General features: G+C 65.2%; 21 protein-coding genes. 5 read left to right on the top strand and 16 right to left on the bottom strand.

The window, feature by feature from the left end:
* Positions 1 to 588 precede the first annotated feature (588 nt).
* From ACQKQA_RS03490 to ACQKQA_RS03555, 14 genes are all read right to left on the bottom strand, one after another.
* Entirely contained in the window at positions 589 to 987 is a 399-nt protein-coding gene (locus ACQKQA_RS03490; RefSeq protein ID WP_427553575.1) for a type III secretion system chaperone, read from the bottom strand.
* Positions 988 to 1,086: 99 nt separating this feature from the next.
* Positions 1,087 to 1,437 carry a negative regulator of hrp expression HrpV gene (locus ACQKQA_RS03495; protein WP_427553577.1) on the bottom strand — a complete coding sequence of 117 codons (351 nt, stop codon included), beginning with the start codon at positions 1,435 to 1,437 and terminating at the stop codon, positions 1,087 to 1,089.
* 300 nt (positions 1,438 to 1,737) lie between these two features.
* Positions 1,738 to 3,789 carry a type III secretion system outer membrane ring subunit SctC gene (sctC, locus tag ACQKQA_RS03500; RefSeq protein ID WP_427553579.1) on the bottom strand — a complete coding sequence of 684 codons (2,052 nt, stop codon included), beginning with the start codon at positions 3,787 to 3,789 and terminating at the stop codon, positions 1,738 to 1,740.
* Complete coding sequence (locus ACQKQA_RS03505; RefSeq protein WP_427553581.1) at positions 3,782 to 4,192, bottom strand: type III secretion system chaperone; 411 nt, start codon at positions 4,190 to 4,192, stop codon at positions 3,782 to 3,784. Before ACQKQA_RS03505 ends, sctC begins: the two co-directional genes overlap by 8 nt.
* Positions 4,179 to 4,400 (bottom strand): serine kinase, encoded by a 222-nt coding sequence (locus ACQKQA_RS03510; RefSeq protein ID WP_427553583.1) that lies wholly within the window; start codon positions 4,398 to 4,400, stop codon positions 4,179 to 4,181. The genes ACQKQA_RS03505 and ACQKQA_RS03510 overlap by 14 nt, the downstream gene beginning before the upstream one ends.
* Positions 4,387 to 5,082 carry a type III secretion system stator protein SctL gene (sctL, locus tag ACQKQA_RS03515; RefSeq protein ID WP_427553585.1) on the bottom strand — a complete coding sequence of 232 codons (696 nt, stop codon included), beginning with the start codon at positions 5,080 to 5,082 and terminating at the stop codon, positions 4,387 to 4,389. Before sctL ends, ACQKQA_RS03510 begins: the two co-directional genes overlap by 14 nt.
* Positions 5,033 to 5,677, bottom strand: a complete 645-nt coding sequence (locus ACQKQA_RS03520; protein ID WP_427553587.1) for a hypothetical protein — start codon at positions 5,675 to 5,677, stop codon at positions 5,033 to 5,035. Before ACQKQA_RS03520 ends, sctL begins: the two co-directional genes overlap by 50 nt.
* A gap of 11 nt (positions 5,678 to 5,688) precedes the next feature.
* A complete protein-coding gene (gene sctJ, locus ACQKQA_RS03525; protein ID WP_427553589.1) occupies positions 5,689 to 6,498 on the bottom strand; it encodes a type III secretion system inner membrane ring lipoprotein SctJ in 810 nt (269 codons plus the stop codon).
* Positions 6,499 to 6,507: 9 nt separating this feature from the next.
* Positions 6,508 to 6,864 (bottom strand): type III secretion system inner rod subunit SctI, encoded by a 357-nt coding sequence (sctI, locus tag ACQKQA_RS03530; RefSeq protein WP_427553591.1) that lies wholly within the window; start codon positions 6,862 to 6,864, stop codon positions 6,508 to 6,510.
* Between the two features lie 32 nt (positions 6,865 to 6,896).
* The gene (locus ACQKQA_RS03535) at positions 6,897 to 7,808 is read right to left on the bottom strand and encodes a DNA-binding protein (RefSeq protein WP_427553593.1); all 912 of its coding nucleotides are present in this window, start codon (positions 7,806 to 7,808) and stop codon (positions 6,897 to 6,899) included.
* 69 nt (positions 7,809 to 7,877) lie between these two features.
* Complete coding sequence (locus ACQKQA_RS03540) at positions 7,878 to 8,084, bottom strand: ATP-dependent helicase HrpA (RefSeq protein WP_427553595.1); 207 nt, start codon at positions 8,082 to 8,084, stop codon at positions 7,878 to 7,880.
* A 156-nt stretch (positions 8,085 to 8,240) separates the two neighbouring features.
* Entirely contained in the window at positions 8,241 to 9,182 is a 942-nt protein-coding gene (locus tag ACQKQA_RS03545) for a sigma 54-interacting transcriptional regulator (RefSeq protein WP_427553596.1), read from the bottom strand.
* Between the two features lie 95 nt (positions 9,183 to 9,277).
* The gene (locus ACQKQA_RS03550; RefSeq protein WP_427553598.1) at positions 9,278 to 9,622 is read right to left on the bottom strand and encodes a hypothetical protein; all 345 of its coding nucleotides are present in this window, start codon (positions 9,620 to 9,622) and stop codon (positions 9,278 to 9,280) included.
* A 253-nt stretch (positions 9,623 to 9,875) separates the two neighbouring features.
* Positions 9,876 to 10,109, bottom strand: a complete 234-nt coding sequence (locus ACQKQA_RS03555) for a DUF2790 domain-containing protein (RefSeq protein ID WP_427553600.1) — start codon at positions 10,107 to 10,109, stop codon at positions 9,876 to 9,878.
* Between the two features lie 120 nt (positions 10,110 to 10,229).
* Between ACQKQA_RS03555 and ACQKQA_RS03560 the strand changes: the two genes are divergently transcribed.
* The 4 genes from ACQKQA_RS03560 (at position 10,230) to ACQKQA_RS03575 (ending at position 14,468) form a co-directional block, all read left to right on the top strand.
* A complete protein-coding gene (locus ACQKQA_RS03560) occupies positions 10,230 to 11,162 on the top strand; it encodes a LysR family transcriptional regulator (RefSeq protein WP_427553602.1) in 933 nt (310 codons plus the stop codon).
* Positions 11,163 to 11,415: 253 nt separating this feature from the next.
* Positions 11,416 to 12,723: an erythromycin esterase family protein gene (locus ACQKQA_RS03565; RefSeq protein ID WP_427553604.1), complete on the top strand. Its 1,308-nt coding sequence runs from the start codon at positions 11,416 to 11,418 to the stop codon at positions 12,721 to 12,723.
* Between the two features lie 40 nt (positions 12,724 to 12,763).
* Positions 12,764 to 12,976: a hypothetical protein gene (locus ACQKQA_RS03570; RefSeq protein WP_427553606.1), complete on the top strand. Its 213-nt coding sequence runs from the start codon at positions 12,764 to 12,766 to the stop codon at positions 12,974 to 12,976.
* 283 nt (positions 12,977 to 13,259) lie between these two features.
* The gene (locus ACQKQA_RS03575; protein ID WP_427553608.1) at positions 13,260 to 14,468 is read left to right on the top strand and encodes an MFS transporter; all 1,209 of its coding nucleotides are present in this window, start codon (positions 13,260 to 13,262) and stop codon (positions 14,466 to 14,468) included.
* 198 nt (positions 14,469 to 14,666) lie between these two features.
* On the opposite strand, the gene ACQKQA_RS03580 is transcribed toward ACQKQA_RS03575, so the two are convergent.
* On the bottom strand, positions 14,667 to 16,142 hold the full coding sequence (locus ACQKQA_RS03580) for an aldehyde dehydrogenase family protein (protein ID WP_427553610.1): 1,476 nt from the start codon (positions 16,140 to 16,142) through the stop codon (positions 14,667 to 14,669).
* A gap of 100 nt (positions 16,143 to 16,242) precedes the next feature.
* Here ACQKQA_RS03580 and ACQKQA_RS03585 point away from each other — a divergent pair, with 100 nt between their 5' ends.
* A complete protein-coding gene (locus ACQKQA_RS03585) occupies positions 16,243 to 17,181 on the top strand; it encodes an AraC family transcriptional regulator (RefSeq protein ID WP_427553612.1) in 939 nt (312 codons plus the stop codon).
* Here the strand turns inward: ACQKQA_RS03585 and ACQKQA_RS03590 are convergent.
* Positions 17,178 to 17,927, bottom strand: coding sequence for an SDR family NAD(P)-dependent oxidoreductase (locus ACQKQA_RS03590; RefSeq protein WP_427553614.1), 750 nt, complete (start codon positions 17,925 to 17,927; stop codon positions 17,178 to 17,180). The genes ACQKQA_RS03585 and ACQKQA_RS03590 overlap by 4 nt on opposite strands.
* Between the last annotated feature and the right edge of the window lie 141 nt (positions 17,928 to 18,068).

Genomic DNA, 18,068 nt, shown 5'->3' on the forward strand with positions numbered 1-18,068 from the left:
GGCTGCGCAGCAGACGCAAAACCTGGGTCCGCAATTGGCCTGATACACCGCGTCGCTTGGACCAGCGGCCGCTGCGCGCCCGATCGCAGCCTCGCAGGCTCGGCAGTGGCTACACAGGCGCTGCGATCCTGTAGCCGCTGGCGCAGCCTGCGATCGGCTGCGCAGCAGACGCAAAACCTGGGTCCGCAATTGGCCTGATACACCGCGTCGCTTGGACCAGCGGCCGCTGCGCGCCCGATCGCAGCCTCGCGGGGCTCGGCAGCGGCTACACAGGCGCTGCGATCCTGTAGCCGCTGGCGCAGCCTGCGATCGGCTGCGCAGCAGACGCAAAACCTGTATCCGAGATTGATCTGGCACACCGTGTTGCCTGGACTGGCGGCCGCTGTGTCGGAATGCCGCCCAAACCGTTCGCAGCCTCGCGGGGCTCGGCAGCGGCTACAGGGATGCGTGAGTGCTTTGGCGACGGATACAGAAACGGGCGCCTATTGCCAGGCACCCGTGGGTACTGCCCTTTCTTACCCTCACCGCCGGGAGCGCCTGGGTCACGCCCGTTGGGGGCAAACGCGGGGCCGAACGCTTCCCTGGCCTTCACACCAGGCTGCGGCCCAGGCTGGAACGGGTTTCCCGGGCCTGGGCGACAAAGCCGCCGACCAGATGGCTGAAGCTGTCTTCGTCGAGCTGCGCCAGTTCGCGCTGGGTGCACAGGCGCACATCGCCCTTGTCCAGGGCCAGCCAGCAGCCACGCAGGGAGGCGATATCGAAGTTCAGGGCCAGCAGGCGTTGCGAATGGTCCGGGCCGGGCTGCAAGGCGCCCAGCCGGCAATGCAGGATCAGGTGGTCGCTGTGTTCCGGCCATTCGATGACGGCGGCCTGAAGATGGTCACGGTCATACAGCGCGCAAACACCGTTGTGCAATGTAAGAGTGGTGCCCAGTTGGTTGCCCAGATGGGTAATGAAACGCTGGATGGTCGGCTTGGAGTTCGCCATTTGTTTCTCCCTAAGTTGAATTCGCCAGGCCGGGGTCGGCTCGCAACATGAGTGGAAAAACAAGGGCGAACAGTTCCGCGTGGAATAATTATTCCGAAATCAATGCTTCAATCCGGCCAGCGACAAGAGGTGGCCAAGTAACGCCTGTAGTTGTTCGCTCTGATAATCATTATGCAATTCGTGCCAGACCACGAAAGTGTTCTGGCTGTCGAGGCAGATGTAATAGCCCTCATAGGACTCGATATTCTCGAAACGCCGTTTAAGGGTCTCGGAAAACAGATCGGGACGTTGCGCCTGGCGCTGGATATTCAGGGCCAGGCCCCAGCCGAGGCTCTCCTTGCGACAGACGAACTCGATGCCCGGCGCCCATTGCCAGGCGCTCGCGCGCTTTTCGGCGACGCGTCTCAAGAACTCCTGCTGGTCGCTGCTCTGGAAAATCGTTTCAGTCATTCAGGGATACCGTACTGTATTGACCACCACCGTCCCGCAGTGCCGGAGACCACCAGACATTCAATCGGGCATTATTGGCGTCCAGCGCCTGGCAACTACCCGGCAAACAGGAAGTTTCAGGTACTAAAGTACAAGCACTTAAAAAAAGCACGCACAGCGCCACAATAACGGCATGACACAACTTCATCTCTTCACCTTCCTTGTCGGACTCTACACAGTGTTGCCCGGTGGCTTGGCCACTCTTGGGGGACATGCCAACTAGGGATGTCGCATTGATTGAGTCTTTTCTTATACCCCCCGCTAGCGCGGGGGCAACATCGATGCCCGCGCCGGTGCCGCCGCGGGCAAAACCATCGCCGTCGGCCGCAATGCCACGAACACCTCTGTCGATTCACCAGGTTGCAACAGGAACTGGGGGGCAACCGTTACCGCCAATGTCGGTGATCCCGAACAGGACTCCGGGTCGAAGCGTTGCGGTTTGACACCGACGTTCTTGACCACGCCGACCGCTACCGAGAAGTCCGTCCCACTGAACCACTGTCCCCGCTCGCGATCCAGGGCGAAGGGGCCGTTCACTTTACACAGGTCGGCCAAGGCCACACCAGATGATGCCCGTTTGACATCACCGGGAATGCGACCGCGCACCAGCTCGGCGAAGGTCGCGGCGATGCTCGCCCGCAGCACCGCCGCACCACCCGGTTGCCGGCCGGACGCCAGGGCCTGGTCGAGCTGGGCGCGGTTTTCGCTGGCGACATAACGGGCCGGGTCGATCTGGTCGCCGATCAGCCGCGGGGTGAGGATGAACAGCCGCTCACGGCGCGACACTTCGCGCCGGGTCGAGGAAAACAGCGGCCCCACCCAGGGCAGGTGCCCGAGCACCGGCACCTGGTCTTTCTGGTCGCCGCGCTCGTCGACATGGAAGCCGCCGATCACCAGGGAACGGTTCTCGCCGATCACCGCCTGGGTGCTGACCGTGCCGCGCTTGACCGTGGGGGTCTGCTGCTCGCGGGTCTGCTCCAGCTGGCCGTCCTCGATGTCGACGATCAACTGGAAGCGATTGTGCGGGCCGCCGGGAATGGTCCGCGGCACCACCTGCAGGCTGGTGCCCGCGGTGACCGGCTGGATGGTGGCGACCCGTTCGCCGGTGGCGGTGATGTACTGGGTGCGGCTGAAGTCGATCACCGCCGGCTGGTTCTCCAGGGTCAGCACCGAGGGCCGGGCGATCACCGACGCCATGCCCCGGCCTTCGAGGGCCTGGATCTCGGCGAAGAAACGCTCGAAATCGCTGATGAACAAGGTCGAGGAACCGCTGTTGAGCAATGAGCTGCCAAAGTTCACATCGCCCACCCGCGCCGACCAGCGCGACTCGAGGTTCGCCAGCTGGTTGCGATCGATATCGAGAATGATCGCGTCGATTTCCACCAGGTTGCTCGGCAGGTCCAGTTGCTCCACCAGTTGCTGGTAGCTGGCGCGCTTGTCCGGGTTGTCATAGATCAGCACCGCGTTGTTGCGCACATCGGCGGCCACCCGGCGCTGCCCCGCCGCCTTGGGCTTGACTTCCGCGCGGCCGCTGGTGCGCTCGCTGGCCAGGTTGAGGATCTTGCCCCGGGCCATGTCGGCCATGCCTTGCAGGGCTTCGATATTGGCCTTGGGGTCCTGGGGCGAAGGCGGCGCGGAACGCTGGCTTTCCAGCACGCCTTCGAGAATGCTCGCCACCCCGGGAATGCTCATGCTCTGCTCGCGGTAGTTGACCTGGCGGTCGGCCACCGCCGCGTAGCGCAGGGGAAACATCATCACCTGCTGCTTCTCGTCGGGCTTGACCTTCTCCTTGCTGAAGCCGCGGACCAGCTCGACATAACGCGCCGGCCCGCTGACCAGCACCACCCCTTCGTCGGGCAGCTCGCCCCAGCCGAAACGCTTGTCCAGCAGGCCGATATCGGTCAGCGCCTGCTTCAGGTCCGGGGCGGCGTCGGCGGAGACCTCCAGGCGTTGCGAAACCTGGGCCGATTGCGGGCTGACATACAGCTTGCCGTTGTAGACGAACCACTGGAACTGGTGCTCCAGGGCCAGGCGATCGAGGAACTCCTCGGCATTCGCCGCCCGCAGCTTGGCGTCCACCACACCACTGACGCCGCCCAGGCTCAGGCCGACGCCATAGGCGTTGGCGAAATCCTTGAGCACGGTGGCCAGTGGGGTCTGGGTGGCCTCATAGGCATAGGCCGATTGCCGCCAGTCTTCCGGCACCCCGGCCAGCGCCGGCGTGGACAGGGCCAGCAGCAGGGACCATGTGCCCAGCTGTTTAAACCCGATTCGCTTAAATCCAATTCGCTCAAACCCGATTCGCTCAAACATAGGATCTTCCCAGGGGCAAAGGCCGGCTCTTCGGCCGGGACGTGGCGACACCGCGTTCGAGGGTGGCTTCCCAGGCATCCCGCTGATTGGCCAGGGACTCGATGGTGTCGATGAGCACCGGCATGCCCTCGCCCGGCAGATAGCGCATCAGGCACAGCCGGCGCTCCACCGGGTCCAGGGCCAGGGCCGCGCTGAAACGCCCAAGACTGGGCCCTGACAGGCGCAGCGCGGCTGCCAGGTCCAGATCGTCGCCACGCCAGGCGACGCTGAGCATGGCCATGCACAGCACCCCGGCGGCGCGCCGTTGCAAGCGCAGCGGCGCCTGGTCGATCAGCAGCCGCAGTTCGCCCTCGCCGCTGTCCAGCCAGCGTTGCGCGATGACCGCGAGCTCAGCGGATTTCATTGATGATTGCCTTGGCCAGGTTGTGCTTGACCACGATTTCCTGGGTCGCCGCCCAGCTGGCGGTGGACGATTGGCGGATCGCCGAGTTGAAGGCGTGCCAGTCGTCCGGGGAGAAGGCATCCAGGTCCAGGGCCGCGGCGTCCAGGTCCTTTTGGGCGTGTTCGAAGTTGTTGTCCAGACGGCGACGCAGTGCATCAGAAGACAGCATGGTGAGACTCCAGGTCCGAGAACTGCCCACTGAGTGGCTCGGCGCCGGTATTGGTTCCCTGCCCTTCGCCACTCATGGCGCCCTGGTCTCCGGCAACGGCATCCGATAGCGGCCACAGGGCCGTGCCCAGGGTCTGCCAGTCGAGGCTGAAGTCGCCCTGCTCGGTGCGCAGGCACAGGCTGTCCGCGGCCTGCTGCGGATCGCCGCGCAGGCTCCAGGCCGCCTGGGCCTGTTGCAGATGTCGGGTCGCCAGGGGCAACGCGTCGGGGTGGCAATGCAGCACGCCGGCTTCGTCCTGGGGCTGGGCCGCGGCCAGTTGCCGAAGCAGCGCGGCGATCCGCACCGGCGGCTCCTGCTCCCCGAGCAACGCTTGCCAGGCCTGGCCGAGCACGGCTTCGGCGCTGGCGACGATGCCCTGCCACATCTGCTGGCGTTGTTCCTGCCAGTCGGCCAGCAGTGCATCGGCCTGGCGCCAGACCTCCGCCCGGGCCTGGACCGCGGCCTCTTCGCGCAAGCCCGCGGCGGCGTCCCGGGCCTCGCTCAGCAGCGCCTCGGCCTCGGCCCGGGCGGCGTCCAGCAACTGCTCGGCGAGCAGGCTGTCTTGCAGGGTTTCGCGACGCAGTACAGCGCCGCTAGGCAGCGCCTGGGGGTGACTCAAGCTCAGGCTGCGACGGGTCAGCATGGAGCATTCCTTGTGGGATGAAAGTGAGGGCGTACCAGCCGACGGCCTGCCACAGGGCGGTCAGGCGCGCGCCCGGCAGGCCTGCGAAAGGCTGGCGTTCGGCGTCTTCCACCAGCGCCCGGACAAAGCGCAGACGCAGGCGCTGCCACACCGGCTCGCCGACCCAAGCCCGCATCAGGCGCAGGCCCTGGACCTGGACGCTGCCGTCGCGCCATTGCCCGGGCAGCCAGTGTCCGGGTTGCAGGGCCCGGCCCAGGCGCCGGCACCAGACCCGCTCGGCGTCGTCGAGGCCATGCCCGACCTGGGGCTGGCTGCCGGCACAGACCGCCACCGCCAGGCGCAACACCCGCTGCCACTGCCGACTGTCCAGGGCCAGCAAGGGCAGCAGGCCGGGGTTAGGCGGCACCGGCCAGGCCGCCGTCATGCCCAGGCGCTGGTCGAGCCAGGGCCCCGATTCATCGCGCAGTCGGGCCAGCAGCCCGGGGGCGATCCCCTCCGCACCCAGTTGCCAGCTGGCCTCGGCCTGGCGCGCGCCCTCGACCCACCAGCGCACCCAGTCCAGAGCCTGTTGCGGCGTAACCTTCAAGGAACTCATAGGCAAGGACCTCATGGAGTCTCAGATGGCGCGGTGCTGGCGCCACGGGTGACCCGGGACAGGCGCTGGCGCCAGCCCGGGTTGAGGACCAGCAGGCCCGCGAGCAGCAGCACCGCGGCCAGGGCGCACAGGCCCAGCAGCCACTGCCAGAACTGCCAGCGCTCGCGGGTCAGGCTGAAGGGACCGATGTCGACCATCTGCACCGTTTCCCGATACCCCTGGGACGGCACGAACACCACCGCGAGCTTCTTGTCGTCGGCGCTACCGATGCCCGGGATGCTGCTGGCCACCATGCGCCGGATACGCGGCAGCACGCTGTCGGGGTCGAGTTCGGCACGGTGCTTGATAAACACCGCCGCGGAAGCCGGCTGCACCGGCTCGCCGGGGGCGATGCGCTCGGGCAGCACCACATGCACCCGCGCCACCACCACGCCGTCGATCTGCGACAGGGTCTGCTCCAGTTCCTGGGACAGGGCATAGAGGTAGCGGGCACGCTCCTCCAGGGGCGAGGAAATCACCCCTTCCTTGCGGAACACCTCCCCCAGGCTCGAACGCGAGCGATGGGGCAGCCCCGCCGCTTCCAGCGCCCGCACCGCGCGGGAAATGTCGCGGCTCGCCACCAGCACCGCGACGCCGTTCTTGTCCAGGCGCTTCTGTGCGTCGATCCGCTTGCCGGCCAGTTCCGCCAGCACCTCGTTGGCGTCCTGTTCGGACAGGTCGCGATGCAGCTCCATGCGCTCGCCACAGCCCGCCAGCAGCAGGATCATCAAGGCCGCCAGCAGCGGCCCAAGTACCTTGGGATGCATGACCTTGGGATGCATGCTCGTGCCTTATTGAAGACTGGTGAGTTTTTCCACGCTCTGGGCCGCCTTGCTCACCAGCTTGGCGCCGAGCAGGCTCTGCAGATAGAACGCTGACAACGAACGGTTGGCCTGCAGCGCCTGTTGCGGGTCCACGGACCTGGCGGCCCGTTGCAGCTCGCGGGTGGCCTTGTCGGCGTCCTTCTGCAGGGCCGTCGAGGCCTGGCCGATCGCCGACACCGGCGGCTCGTTCGGCGCCGGGCGCGCCGCCACCTGCTGCATCTGTACGTTGAACCAGGCAATGTCCGCCTCGGCAGGCGGCCTGACCGGCAAGCCCTCGGCGGCGACCAGCCCCGAGTGCCCCGTTGTTACCCCTGTAATCGCCATTCACGCTCTCCTGCCAGGACGAAGGTTTACATTCAGCCGCGATAGCTGGTGAGGCTTTGTTGCGTCAGCACCGAGAGTATGTTGCCGGCGGTGATGCTGGCATCGGTCTTCAGGGTGTTGCCGGCGCCGCCGTTGAGGAAGTTCTGCTCGGCGTTGGGGAACAGGCCGCCCAGGGAGTTGCCCTGGGCGCTGCCCTTGATCTCGCCCTTGATCATGTCGATGGCTTTCTGGAACTGCTGACTCTCGCCACGGGACATGAACTGGTCGCCCTCGGACAACTCGCCCATCCAGTCCTTGGACTTGCCATCGGGCTTGCCGAACTCTTCAGGGTGCATGTCCATGAAGCGCGCGACTTCCTTGAGCAGGTCCTTGTCCTCGTTGGAAAAGGCCATTTCGCCCCGGGCATCGCGGGTCGGGTTGCCGGTGGGCTTGAGCAGGTTGTCGAGCTTTTCCTCGCCCAAGTTGCCCAGCAGCGACGACAGCTGGTCCTGGACTCCGCCGCTGTTGCCGCTACCACCGGTCGACGGGTTCCAGCCACCGTTGCCGCCACCGCCGAACTGGCCGCCCCGCTGGGTGCCACCGCCCAGGACGTCCTTGATCAGGCTTTCCAGGCCCTTGGTGAAGGCGGCCTTTTCCTCCTTGTTGAGGTAGTTGTCCTCCCCCAGTTCGTCACGCCAGCTACGGACCTTGCCATTGGCATCGTGGGGCTTGCCGAACTCGCCGGGGTTCTTGTCCATGTGGTCGGCGATCATCCCCAGCAAGGGGTTTTTCGCGTCGCGGATGTTGGCGCCGCTGCCGGACTTCTCGAACAGCACCTCGCTGAGCAGCGAGGCGATCTGCCCGGCGGTGCTGTCGGAACCGCCCTGGGCGCCGGGCATGCCGAACGCACTGAAACTGCCCTGGAACGAAGTCGTCTGCGGCAGGCTTATCGAAGTGGAAAACATAGAGATGCTCCTTGCTTGACTGCGCGAGTCATGGCCCTCCCGACCGGGGTCGAGAGGGCCCACGACCACTTAGTAGTTGATCGCCTTGCCAGCTTGCTGGGCGGCGTTCTGCGCCTTGGTGGCGGAGTCCTGGTAGGCGCTGGCGATACCGTTGACGGTATCGGTCATCATCTTGTTGGACTGCGCCTCGGCGTTCATGGTGGTGGTGGCAGCTGCAGTAGCGTCCATTTTCTGCATGGCAGCCATCGAAGCGCCAAGGGATGCGGTACCGGCCATAGTTGTTTCTCCTGATAATCGAAGGTTGTTCGAGCACCGAAATGGTGTTCGAACAATGAGTGGTCGATTCTCGGAAGCGGTTCCATGCCCGGGTCGAAGAGGCCCGGAGCACAGCGCGGGATGACGGTCCGCATGGCAGGCCCTGGGGCCTTGAAATCAGAGCTCCGGGGATTCGATGCTCAGGCTTTTCATACGGTGATAGAGGGTGCGCCGGGGGATGCCCAGCTCGCTGATGACTGCGTCGATGCACTTGGCATGGCGCGACAGGCAGTCCTGGATCAGCGCCTTCTCGAACAGGCGCAGGTGGCTTTTCAGCGGCGCCGCCGGCTGGTAATGCCCGACCGGGTCGTCCGCCTGCAGGGCCGGCATGCCCAGCACGAAACGTTCGGCGGCGCACTTGAGCTCGCGGATATTGCCCGGCCAGCGATGGCTGAGCAGGCCCTTGAGCAGGTGCGGGTCAGGTTCGGGGATCGGCTGGCGATGGCGCTCGGCGGCGTCGCTGACAAAGCGCTGGAACAGCGGCTGGATATGCTGCAGCCGCGAACGCAGGGTCGGCAGCTGGATCTTGATCACGTTCAGGCGAAAGAACAGGTCGCGGCGAAACTTGCCCTCTTCCACCAGTTTTTCCAGGGGCGTCTGGGTGGCGACTATCACCCGCAGGTCCAGGGGTACGAAGCGCGTCGAGCCCAGGCGCTCGATGCCGCGCATCTCCAGCACCCGCAGCAGCTTGGCCTGGAGCAGCAAGGGCATGCTGTCGATCTCGTCGAGGTACAGGGTGCCGCGGTTGGAGGCCTCGATATAGCCGGCCCGGGACTTCGAAGCGCCGGTGTAGGCTCCGGCCATGACCCCGAACAATTCGCTCTCGGCCAATTGTTCCGGCACCGCCGCGCAGTTCAGCGCCACCAGTTGCCCTTCGCGGCCGGACAACTCATGGATGCGCCGCGCCAGGGTGTCCTTGCCGGTGCCGGTTTCCCCCTCCAGCACCATGTCGACCTTCAGTGGCGCGGCCTTTCTGATAAACGCTTGCAAGGTTCCTACAGTGTCGAGAACTTCATGTTCCCACTGCACGGAGTGATTGTTCGAAAAGCCCCCAGTCATCTTGTTCCCTCACGATGATGATCACTTCTATTGGGATCGAGGAATACAGTACGCCGCGCCTCCTTTTACCCCAAACCAGGGAAGGTCGATGGACGTCAGAAACTTGCAAGTATGCCTGCCACACCATTGTTTTTTTTCAGGGCGATATTTATAGCAGCAGATTTCCATCCTTCACCTGCGCCACCCTTCCCCCCATTCGACGGGCTGGTACGCGATGCGTTCAGGAGCCCCGCGGCGCATTTGCGCAAAACCGCTCCGAGGCTGTCAATCTGCCGAACAGAAGAGGTGTAGGCAGGCAGGAACCGGATAGGCGCCTGACTGAAGATCCCGCTTCTCAACACTGGCGCTGCCGCGGCGGCACGGTGAATTGTCCGCCGGCTGGCGCGGAGTCTATCGACGCCTGTCAGCGGGACGAAATTGAAATTCACCTGATGATCCATAGAGACTTTCTATGCCGCATCGACCGATAAGTCATGGTCGAACCGGGCGTCGCCGGCCGGGGCGATAACGCTGGCTGCGCGTATCGGCAGCGCAAAAAAACGCCGGCCAGCGGATCCTGATTCCGTTGGCCGGCGCTCTTGTGGGGGCAGCCGGCAATGTCGAGGCCGGGCTGCAGGAAAGGGCTAGCGAGCTGCAAGGAGCGGATAGCCCCGTGCCGTCGTCGCGCCTAATCTGGTGGGGCTCGCAAGCCTGTCAGACGCCCGAACAGGCGCCCATCACCCGATAGGTCAGGCTGTGGGTCCGGCCCTGGTGGTCGATGTAGACCAGGGTCGCCGGCACCACGTCGCAGGCCGTCGAAGTGGGGCTGACCGACACCACCTGGGCGATATCCAGGTCCTGGGTGCCGCGATACACCTCTGTGGGTTCGTTGGCGGCCATGGCGGCGCTGGCGGTCAGGGCCAGCAGTACACCGAGCAAGGTTTTCATTCTGTCTTCTCCTGTCATGGGCTGATGGTTCGATTCTAGTCCCGGGCCAGCGGCGAAAAAGAGCGCATCGGCTGATGCAGCCTTGCGTCATACGTAACAGTCACCACGGTCGGAGCCCCCATGGACCTGCATCACTGCATGAACACCTTTGTCCGGGTCGCGCAGACCGGCAGCTTCACTGCCGCGGCCAATGCCCTGGACCTGTCCACCGCCCAGGTGTCGCGCCTGGTCAGCGACCTGGAGCAATACCTGCAGGCGCGCCTGCTGCAGCGCACCACGCGACGCATCAGCCTCACCGAAGCGGGAGAACGCTTCCTGCCCCGGGCCCGGCAGATGCTCGACGACATGGCCGAAGCCACCCATGAGGCCCGTGGCGCCCATGTCGAACCCAGCGGCCGGTTGCGGGTGCACAGCCTGAACGGCTTCGGGGTGCTGATGACGCCCTTGATCGCCCGCTACTGCGAGCGTTATCCAAAGGTGGTGTTCGAACTGACCCTGTCGCAACGCAACCCCGACCCGCTGGAAGAAGGCCAGGACGTGGTGATCTCCATCGGCGCCGAGCTGGACGACTCGCAGTTCGTGGCCCAGCCCATCGGCCAGATCTACAGCGTGGTGTGTGCCTCCAAGGGCTATCTGCAGCGACACGGCGTGCCGGCCCACCCCTCGCAGTTGCCCGCGGACCACTGCCTGCGCCTGCTGGACCCGCCCTATGGCGAGGAGTGGATCTTCAGCGACGGCGCCGAAACCTGGCAGGTCCGGCCCGGCAAGACCTTTCGCTGCAACGTCGCCGAATCCATGGCCCATGCCACCGAGGCCGGCGTCGGCATCAGCCTGCTGCCGTTCTATGCGGTGACCCGCTTCCTGCGCGAGGGCAGCGTGGTGCGCCTGCTCGGCGACTACCGGCTGCGCCAGCGCCATGTCTATGCGCTGTACCCGTCGCGGCGGTTCCTGGATGCCAAGGTGAAAACCTGGGTGGACTTTCTCAAGGTGGAATTGCCCCGGCTGCTGGCCGAACAGGAAAGCGTGGTCAACGACCCCCGCCACTGGCGCTGAAGCCCGGGAACACGCCCTGCCCGCCCGCTGCCGACCGTTCGTCTTGCGCCGACCGCTTTCGCTTGGACCAAGCGCAGCCCGCGCTTCGAAAAATACAAGGACCCTAAAAAATAGGCGCACTATAAGTCCACGCGCGGCGCGCTGCCCTCCCTACCTGGCAGCGAGGGACAGGGCGAGGTTCAGTCATATTCGAATCGGTGCCAGGGAGCTGCAGTTGGCAATACCAGTCCTCTAGCCGGGAGGAAACTGCGCCATGAACCCACACGACACCAGCGCGCTTCAGGCCCTGCTGCGCCGCCATGCCGAACCCCTGCCTGCCCTGGAGTCCACGGCATTCGGCTCGCTGTTCGACCGTTACGCGGACGCCAGGGTCGTGTTGATCGGCGAAGCCAGCCACGGCACCAGCGATTTCTATCGGGCCCGGGCGACCATCACCCAACGCTTGATCGCCCACCATGGCTTCACCATCGTCGCGATCGAGGCCGACTGGCCCGACGCCGGGCAAATCGACCGGCACGTGCGCGACCTGGGCCCGCTGAGCGCCGGGGAGCAGGCGTTTACCCGCTTTCCGGCCTGGATGTGGCGCAACGTCGAGGTTCGCCACTTCATCCTCTGGCTGCACCAGCACAACCATGCCCTGCCCGCGGACCGGCGCATCGAGTTCCGCGGGCTGGACGTCTACAGCTTGCGCAATTCCATCAGCGAAGTCCTGGCCTACCTGGACCATACCGATCCCCAACTGGCGCGGGACGCGCGCCAGCGCTATGGCTGCCTGACACCCTGGCAGGACGACCCAACCCTGTATGGCCACGTCGTCGAGCACGGTCACGAGGCCTCCTGCGAAGAGGCGGTAGTCCAGCAGTTGAACAGCCTGTTGAACGAACGCCTGGCCGCGGACCATGAAGCCTTCTTCAGTGCTACGCAGAATGCACGGGTGGTGCGGGCCGCCGAGCAGTACTACCGGGCCATGTACCAAAGCTCGGCCGCCTCCTGGAACCTGCGGGACCGGCACATGTTCGATACCTTGCAGGCCTTGCTCACCCACCGCGGTGCCGACGCCAAGGCGGTGGTCTGGGCGCACAACTCGCACATCGGCAACGCCGCGGCGACCGACATGGGCTGGCGCGGCCGGTTCAACATCGGCCAGTTGTGCCGCACCGCCTATGGCGCCGATGCCGTGCTGATCGGCATGAGCACCGACCATGGCCAGGTCGCGGCGGCCGACGACTGGGACGGCGACATGCAGGTCAAGGAGGTGCGCCCTTCCCGTCCGGACAGCTGGGAGCAGCAGTTTCTCAAGGCTGGCATCCCCGCCTCGCTGACCGACTGGCGCGCCCCCGAGCGCGAAGACCTGCGCCAGGCGCTGTCCGAACCACTGCTGGAGCGGGCGATCGGGGTCGTCTACCGGCCCGCGACGGAACGCCAGAGTCACTATTTCCAGGCCGTGCTGGGTGAACAGTTCGATGCCCTGGTCTGGTTCGAAGCCACCCACGCCGTCAAGCCGTTGCCGGTGGTGACGGCGCTCAGCCATGAAGAAGACACCTTTCCTTTCGGGGTATAGGCGCTCCTCTTCCAATCGGGAAACCAGCGAGGGGCCCAGCATGAATCATGACTTGCACACTCCCGAGGAACCCGCATCGCCCTCCGGGGAGCGAACAGATAAGCCGGCCAGCGGGACTGAAAGCGATCCTCGCGACGAGGATCAACCCACTGAATCCACCACGCCCGGCTCTTCGAGGAACAGCGAGCAGGAAGCCGAGGAGATCGCCAGGAAAATTGCCGAGATAGAAAGGAAAGTCGCAGACGGCAACTGAGCCTATCGGCATGGGCTCGAGCGGCAGGCACCGAAGGGGGCGAAGTTCAGCACTGCAAAGCGCTCGGACTGTCGGCCCCACGACAGCCCCGGTACCCTTTACCTGATGCCGGGCGACTGGCCGCAAGATCGATACAGCGTCTGGACGCTGGCCAATAAACGTCGGGGTTTCGCGCATGGTGCGCTCCTGCCCGCTCGATATCATGAGTTAGCCGGCTCAGTGCCCCCCGAGCCCTGAACCGGCACCTTCACGCTTATCTCGATAGCCAACGGACCGATACCCCATGCCCGCACCCACGCTCGCCGGTGAACGGCGTTCGCACGCCTTTGTGTTTTGCCTGTCCCTGTCCCTGATGGTGTCGCTGATGAACAGCAGCGCGCCGACGCCGCTCTATCCGTTCTACGGCGAACGCTTCGACCTTGACACGCTGGACCTGACGCTGATTTTCGGTGCCTATGGCGTCGGGGTACTGGTGGCCTTGATCGCCATGGTCCGCCTGGCCGGCAATCTCAGCGACCTGCGTTGGGTGTTCGTCCCCGCCAGCCTGCTGGTGACGTTCGGCGCGGCGGCCTTCGCCCACGGCGCCGCACTGGGCCCGTTATGTGCGGCACGCCTGTTGGCCGGTCTCGGCTCTGGGGCAATGACCGCGGTGGTCAATGCCGCGCTAGTGCGTTTCAATCCGGGGCGCAGCGAGAAACTGCCGGCCCTGGTGGCGACCCTGGCAATGGTCTCGGGCCTGGCGCTGGGGCCACTGGTCAGTGGCGCGGCATTGCAGCTGGATATCCGCCCCCTGGCCTCGCCGTTCTGGCTGATCGGTGCGCTCGGCCTGGCGTTGGCGGCCGCGACCCTGTTGCTGTGGCCGGTCGGCGGCACGCCGCTGCCAACCCCGGAACATGCTCGCGCGGCCAGTCTCAGGGAGGCGTTGCGCGGCATCGGCCTGCCCTTTCACCTCTGTGCCTGGAGCGTGTTTTTCAGTTGGTCGTTCGCCGCCTGCGTGTTCGTTATCGGCCCGCACGTGGCGCAGCAGGTGTTTGGCCTGCAGGACCGCGGCGTTTTCGGTTATGTGGTGTCGGCCTATCTGCTGGTCGCCGGTCTGAGCCAACTTTATTGCCAGCGCGTGGACGCCCGGCAGGCGCTGCTCAGCGGCTGGTTGTACCAGTGCCTGGCCTTGCTGGTCTTGCTCCTGGCCTGCTACACCCGGTCCCCTTACCTCGCGTTGCCGGGGCTGGCCATCGGCGGTTACGCCTACGGCGCGCTGTTCGTCGGCAATGCCCGCCTGGTCAACCAACTGGCGCCGCGTCATAGCCACGCCAAGCTGATCGCCTACTTCTACGCCACGGTCTACCTGTTCAACGCTACCCCGCTGCCTATGGGGCTGCTGGTGGATGCCTACGGCGTCGCCACCGCCAGCATCGTCGCACTATGCCTGTTCCTCGGCCTGGCCCTGGCGTTGTTCGCCGCGGCGTGCCGCACCCGGTTCGCCGCTCGGTGAACCACCCCCCTTCGTCCGTCCTGCCGCCCCTGTGCTCAAGGCGCTTGTGCAACTCCCCGCAGTAGTGAAGACATTCAAACGATGGGCCGGCGGCAGCGCGTGCGGGTGGCCGGCGGCGCTTTCCCGCACTCCCCAGGTTTGCACCGCACACCAAAAAGCCGCTTGTCCCTCAAGGGGCAAGCGGCCTCTGCACATGGTTCAGAGCGGCGCGAACCAGCTGTCCGGCACCTGGGCCTGGACGGTGATGGTCTTGACCTGAGTGTAGGCATTGAGCGTTTCGCGGCAGAACTCGCGGCCGATTCCGCTGTTCTTGTAGCCGCCGAAGGCCGTGCCGTCGGTGATGTTGGAGTAGCGATTGATCCACACCGAGCCGGCCTCCAGGCGGCTCGCGGTTTCCATGGCGTGACGCAGGTTGCTGGTGTAGATACCGGCGGCCAGCCCGTACTGGGTGTCGTTGGCCTGGGCGATCAGGGTCTCGTAGTCGTCCCAGACGATCAGCGACAGCACCGGGCCGAAGATTTCCTCCTGACAGATGCGCATGCCGTTGTCGGCCAGCAGCAGGGTCGGCTCGATGAAGAAGCCGTGTTCGCACCCCGCGACGTCGGCCCGCCCGCCGCCCGCCAGCAACTCGGCGCCTTCGGCGATGCCGAGGTTGATGTAGTCCAGCACCTTCTGGCCCTGACGAGCATTGACCAGGCAACTGACGCGGGCGTTTTCATCCAGGGGCGAACCGACCCGCACCCGCTGGAACGAAGCGATCAGCTTCCGTTTGAACACCTCGGCGATGTCGGCGTGCACGAACAGCCGGGTCCCGGCCAGGCACGACTGACCATTGTTATGGATGGCGGCGAAGGTGGCGTTGTCCACCACCGCGTCGAGATCGTCGACGTCCGGGAACACGATGTTGGCGCTCTTGCCGCCCAGCTCCAAGGTCGCCGGCACCAGGCGCTGGGCCGCGACCCCGGCGACGATCCGGCCGACCTCGGTGCTGCCGGTGAAGGACAGCTTGCGAACCGCCGGATGCTGGCTCAAGGCGGCGCCCGCCACCTCGCCCAGGCCTGTGACCATGTTCACCACGCCCGCGGGAAAGATCGCGTTGATCAGCTTGCCCAGTTCCAAGGTCGACAACGAAGCGTTTTCGTCCGGTTTCAGGACCACGGTATTGCCCGCCACCAGCGCCGGCGCCAGTTTGAACGCGGCCATGATGGCCGGGGCGTTCCAGGGAATGATCTGGCCGCAGACGCCCAGGGGTTCGCGGCGGGCAATGGCGTAGCCGCCGTCGATTGCGCGAGCAGAATCCTCGTGGGCCATGATCACCGCAGCGAAGTAGCGGTAATGCCGCACCGCGGTCTGGTAGTCCTTGCGCACTTCGCTGATGCAGCGCCCCACGTCATGGGCATCGATGCGCGCCAGGCGCTCGCTGTGCAATTCGATGGCATCGGCCAATTGCTCGATCAGCCGCGCCCGCGCCTGCTGCCCCAAGGCCCGCCAAGCCGGTCCGGCCTTCTGTGCGGCCGCCACGGCGCGGTCCACATCGGCCTCGTCGCAATAGCGGATTGACGCCAGGCGTTGCCCGGTGGCCGGGTCCACGGCGGCGAACGAACGGTGGGCTCCGTCGGTTTCAAAAATGCCGTCGATCAGCGGCCCGTAAGTCTGGTCCAGGTCGATCTTCATGCTTGCTACCTCGTATTTGAATCTGACTTGTACAAATGAAAAAAGGACTTTCTCTATGCTAAATTGCGGATGACTTTATCAATCGTCCAAAAGGTGCCCCATGGATCCGCTTTCCGGCGTCCTTTCGCTGCTGAGAATCCGTAACTACCATTCGGCAACGTTGCAGCTGGGCGGCGACTGGGCCTTCGAATTTCCCAGCCGGCCTGGCATCAAGTTCACGGCCGTGGTCAAGGGCAGTTGCTGGGTCTGGGTCAAGGGCGAGCCGGCCCCGCAATACCTGCAGCAAGGCGACTGTTTCCTCATGACTCGCGGCGAGCCCTTTGCGCTGTTCAGCGACCTGTCGGTGCCCGCCATCGACTCCGCGGACCACTTCCTGACCCTGGCCGCAGACGAAATCGCCCTCAGCTACGGCGGCGATGAGGTGCAGCTGGTCGGCGGGCGTTTCGACTTCAGCGGCGTACCCACCCAGTTCCTCCTCAGCACCCTGCCCTCGCTGGTCCATGTGCAAGCCAGCTCGCCCCAGGCGTCGATCCTGCGCTGGGCGCTGGAGCGCTTCACCGCGGAGCTGCAACAACAGCGGCCCGGCCGCTCGCTGATGAACGAGCATCTGGCGCACATCATGCTGGTGGAGGTCCTGCGCGCTCACCTCGCCGCCCTGGACCGCAACGGCCTGGACGATGGCATTGGCTGGTTTTTCGGCCTCGCGGACCGCAACCTCGGTGCGGCCCTGAGCGCCATGCACGCCGAGCCGGCACAGCGCTGGACGGTGGAGAAACTGGCACGCCTGGCGGCCATGTCCCGGTCGGCCTTTGCCCTGCGCTTCAAGCAGATCGTCGGCGCCGCGCCGATGGAATACCTGACCCAATGGCGCATGCTGCTGGCCGGCGATCGCCTGAGGAACTCCAGCGACTCGGTGGCGACCATTGCCTTTTCCCTGGGCTACGAATCGGAGAGCGCCTTCAGCACCGCCTTCAAACGGGTCATGGCTCATTCCCCGCGCCAGTACCAGCGCGCGCGACCTGCCGCCGCCGAGGCTTAGTGCAGACCGCCGCCGATCACCAGGATCTCGCCAGTGATCCAGCCTGCATCAGCGGACGCCAGGAAGGCCACGGCAGGCGCAATATCCTCGGGCTTGCCGATACGTCCCAACGGAGTGATGGATTCGATCTTCTGACGAAAGGCGTCTTCGAAGAAACCACTGGCATGCACCCCTTCGGTGACCACCAGCCCCGGGTTGACCGAGTTGACCCGGATGTTCTTCGGCCCCAGTTCGTTGGCCAGGGTCTTGGTGATGGCGTCCACCGCGCCTTTGGAGGCGGTATAGACCGTGGAGTTGGCCGGAGTGAACGAGGTGACGCTGGAGCTGATGTTGACGATGCTGCCGCCGGCGGGGTTAAACACCGCGACCGCTTCGCGGGTGCACTGGATCAGCCCCAGCACGTTGAGGTTGAACTGGCGGTGGTACTCCTGCTCGTCGATGTCGGCCAGGGGGCCGGTGGCATAGACCCCGGCGTTATTGACCAGGATGTCCAGGTGTCCATGTTCATGCACGATGGCCTTGAACAGCGCCTTGACCTCCAGGGCATTGGCGATGTCGGCCTGAATCGCATGGGCCCGCCCGCCGGCCAGCAGGACTTCTTCGACTACCCGCTCGGCTTCTTCGCGGCTGCGGGTGTAGTTGACGATCACAATCGCGCCGTCCTTGGCCAGTTGCTTGGCGATGGCCGCGCCAATGCCCTTGGACGAGCCCGTGACCAGGGCGATTTTCCTGTGCAATTTTTTCATCTTCGTAGGCTTCTCTTGCGGGGTCGGAAGGTGGGTGCGGCCGTGAACAACCGGCCGCCGATCCACCAACCCAGCTTATGAGCGACGCCACGAACGGTTAATAGCCGGTCCTCCAGAATAGCTTCGCCATCGTCCAGACCT

Source organism: Pseudomonas sp. NPDC089530 (assembly GCF_050280705.1).
Lineage (GTDB): Bacteria > Pseudomonadota > Gammaproteobacteria > Pseudomonadales > Pseudomonadaceae > Aquipseudomonas.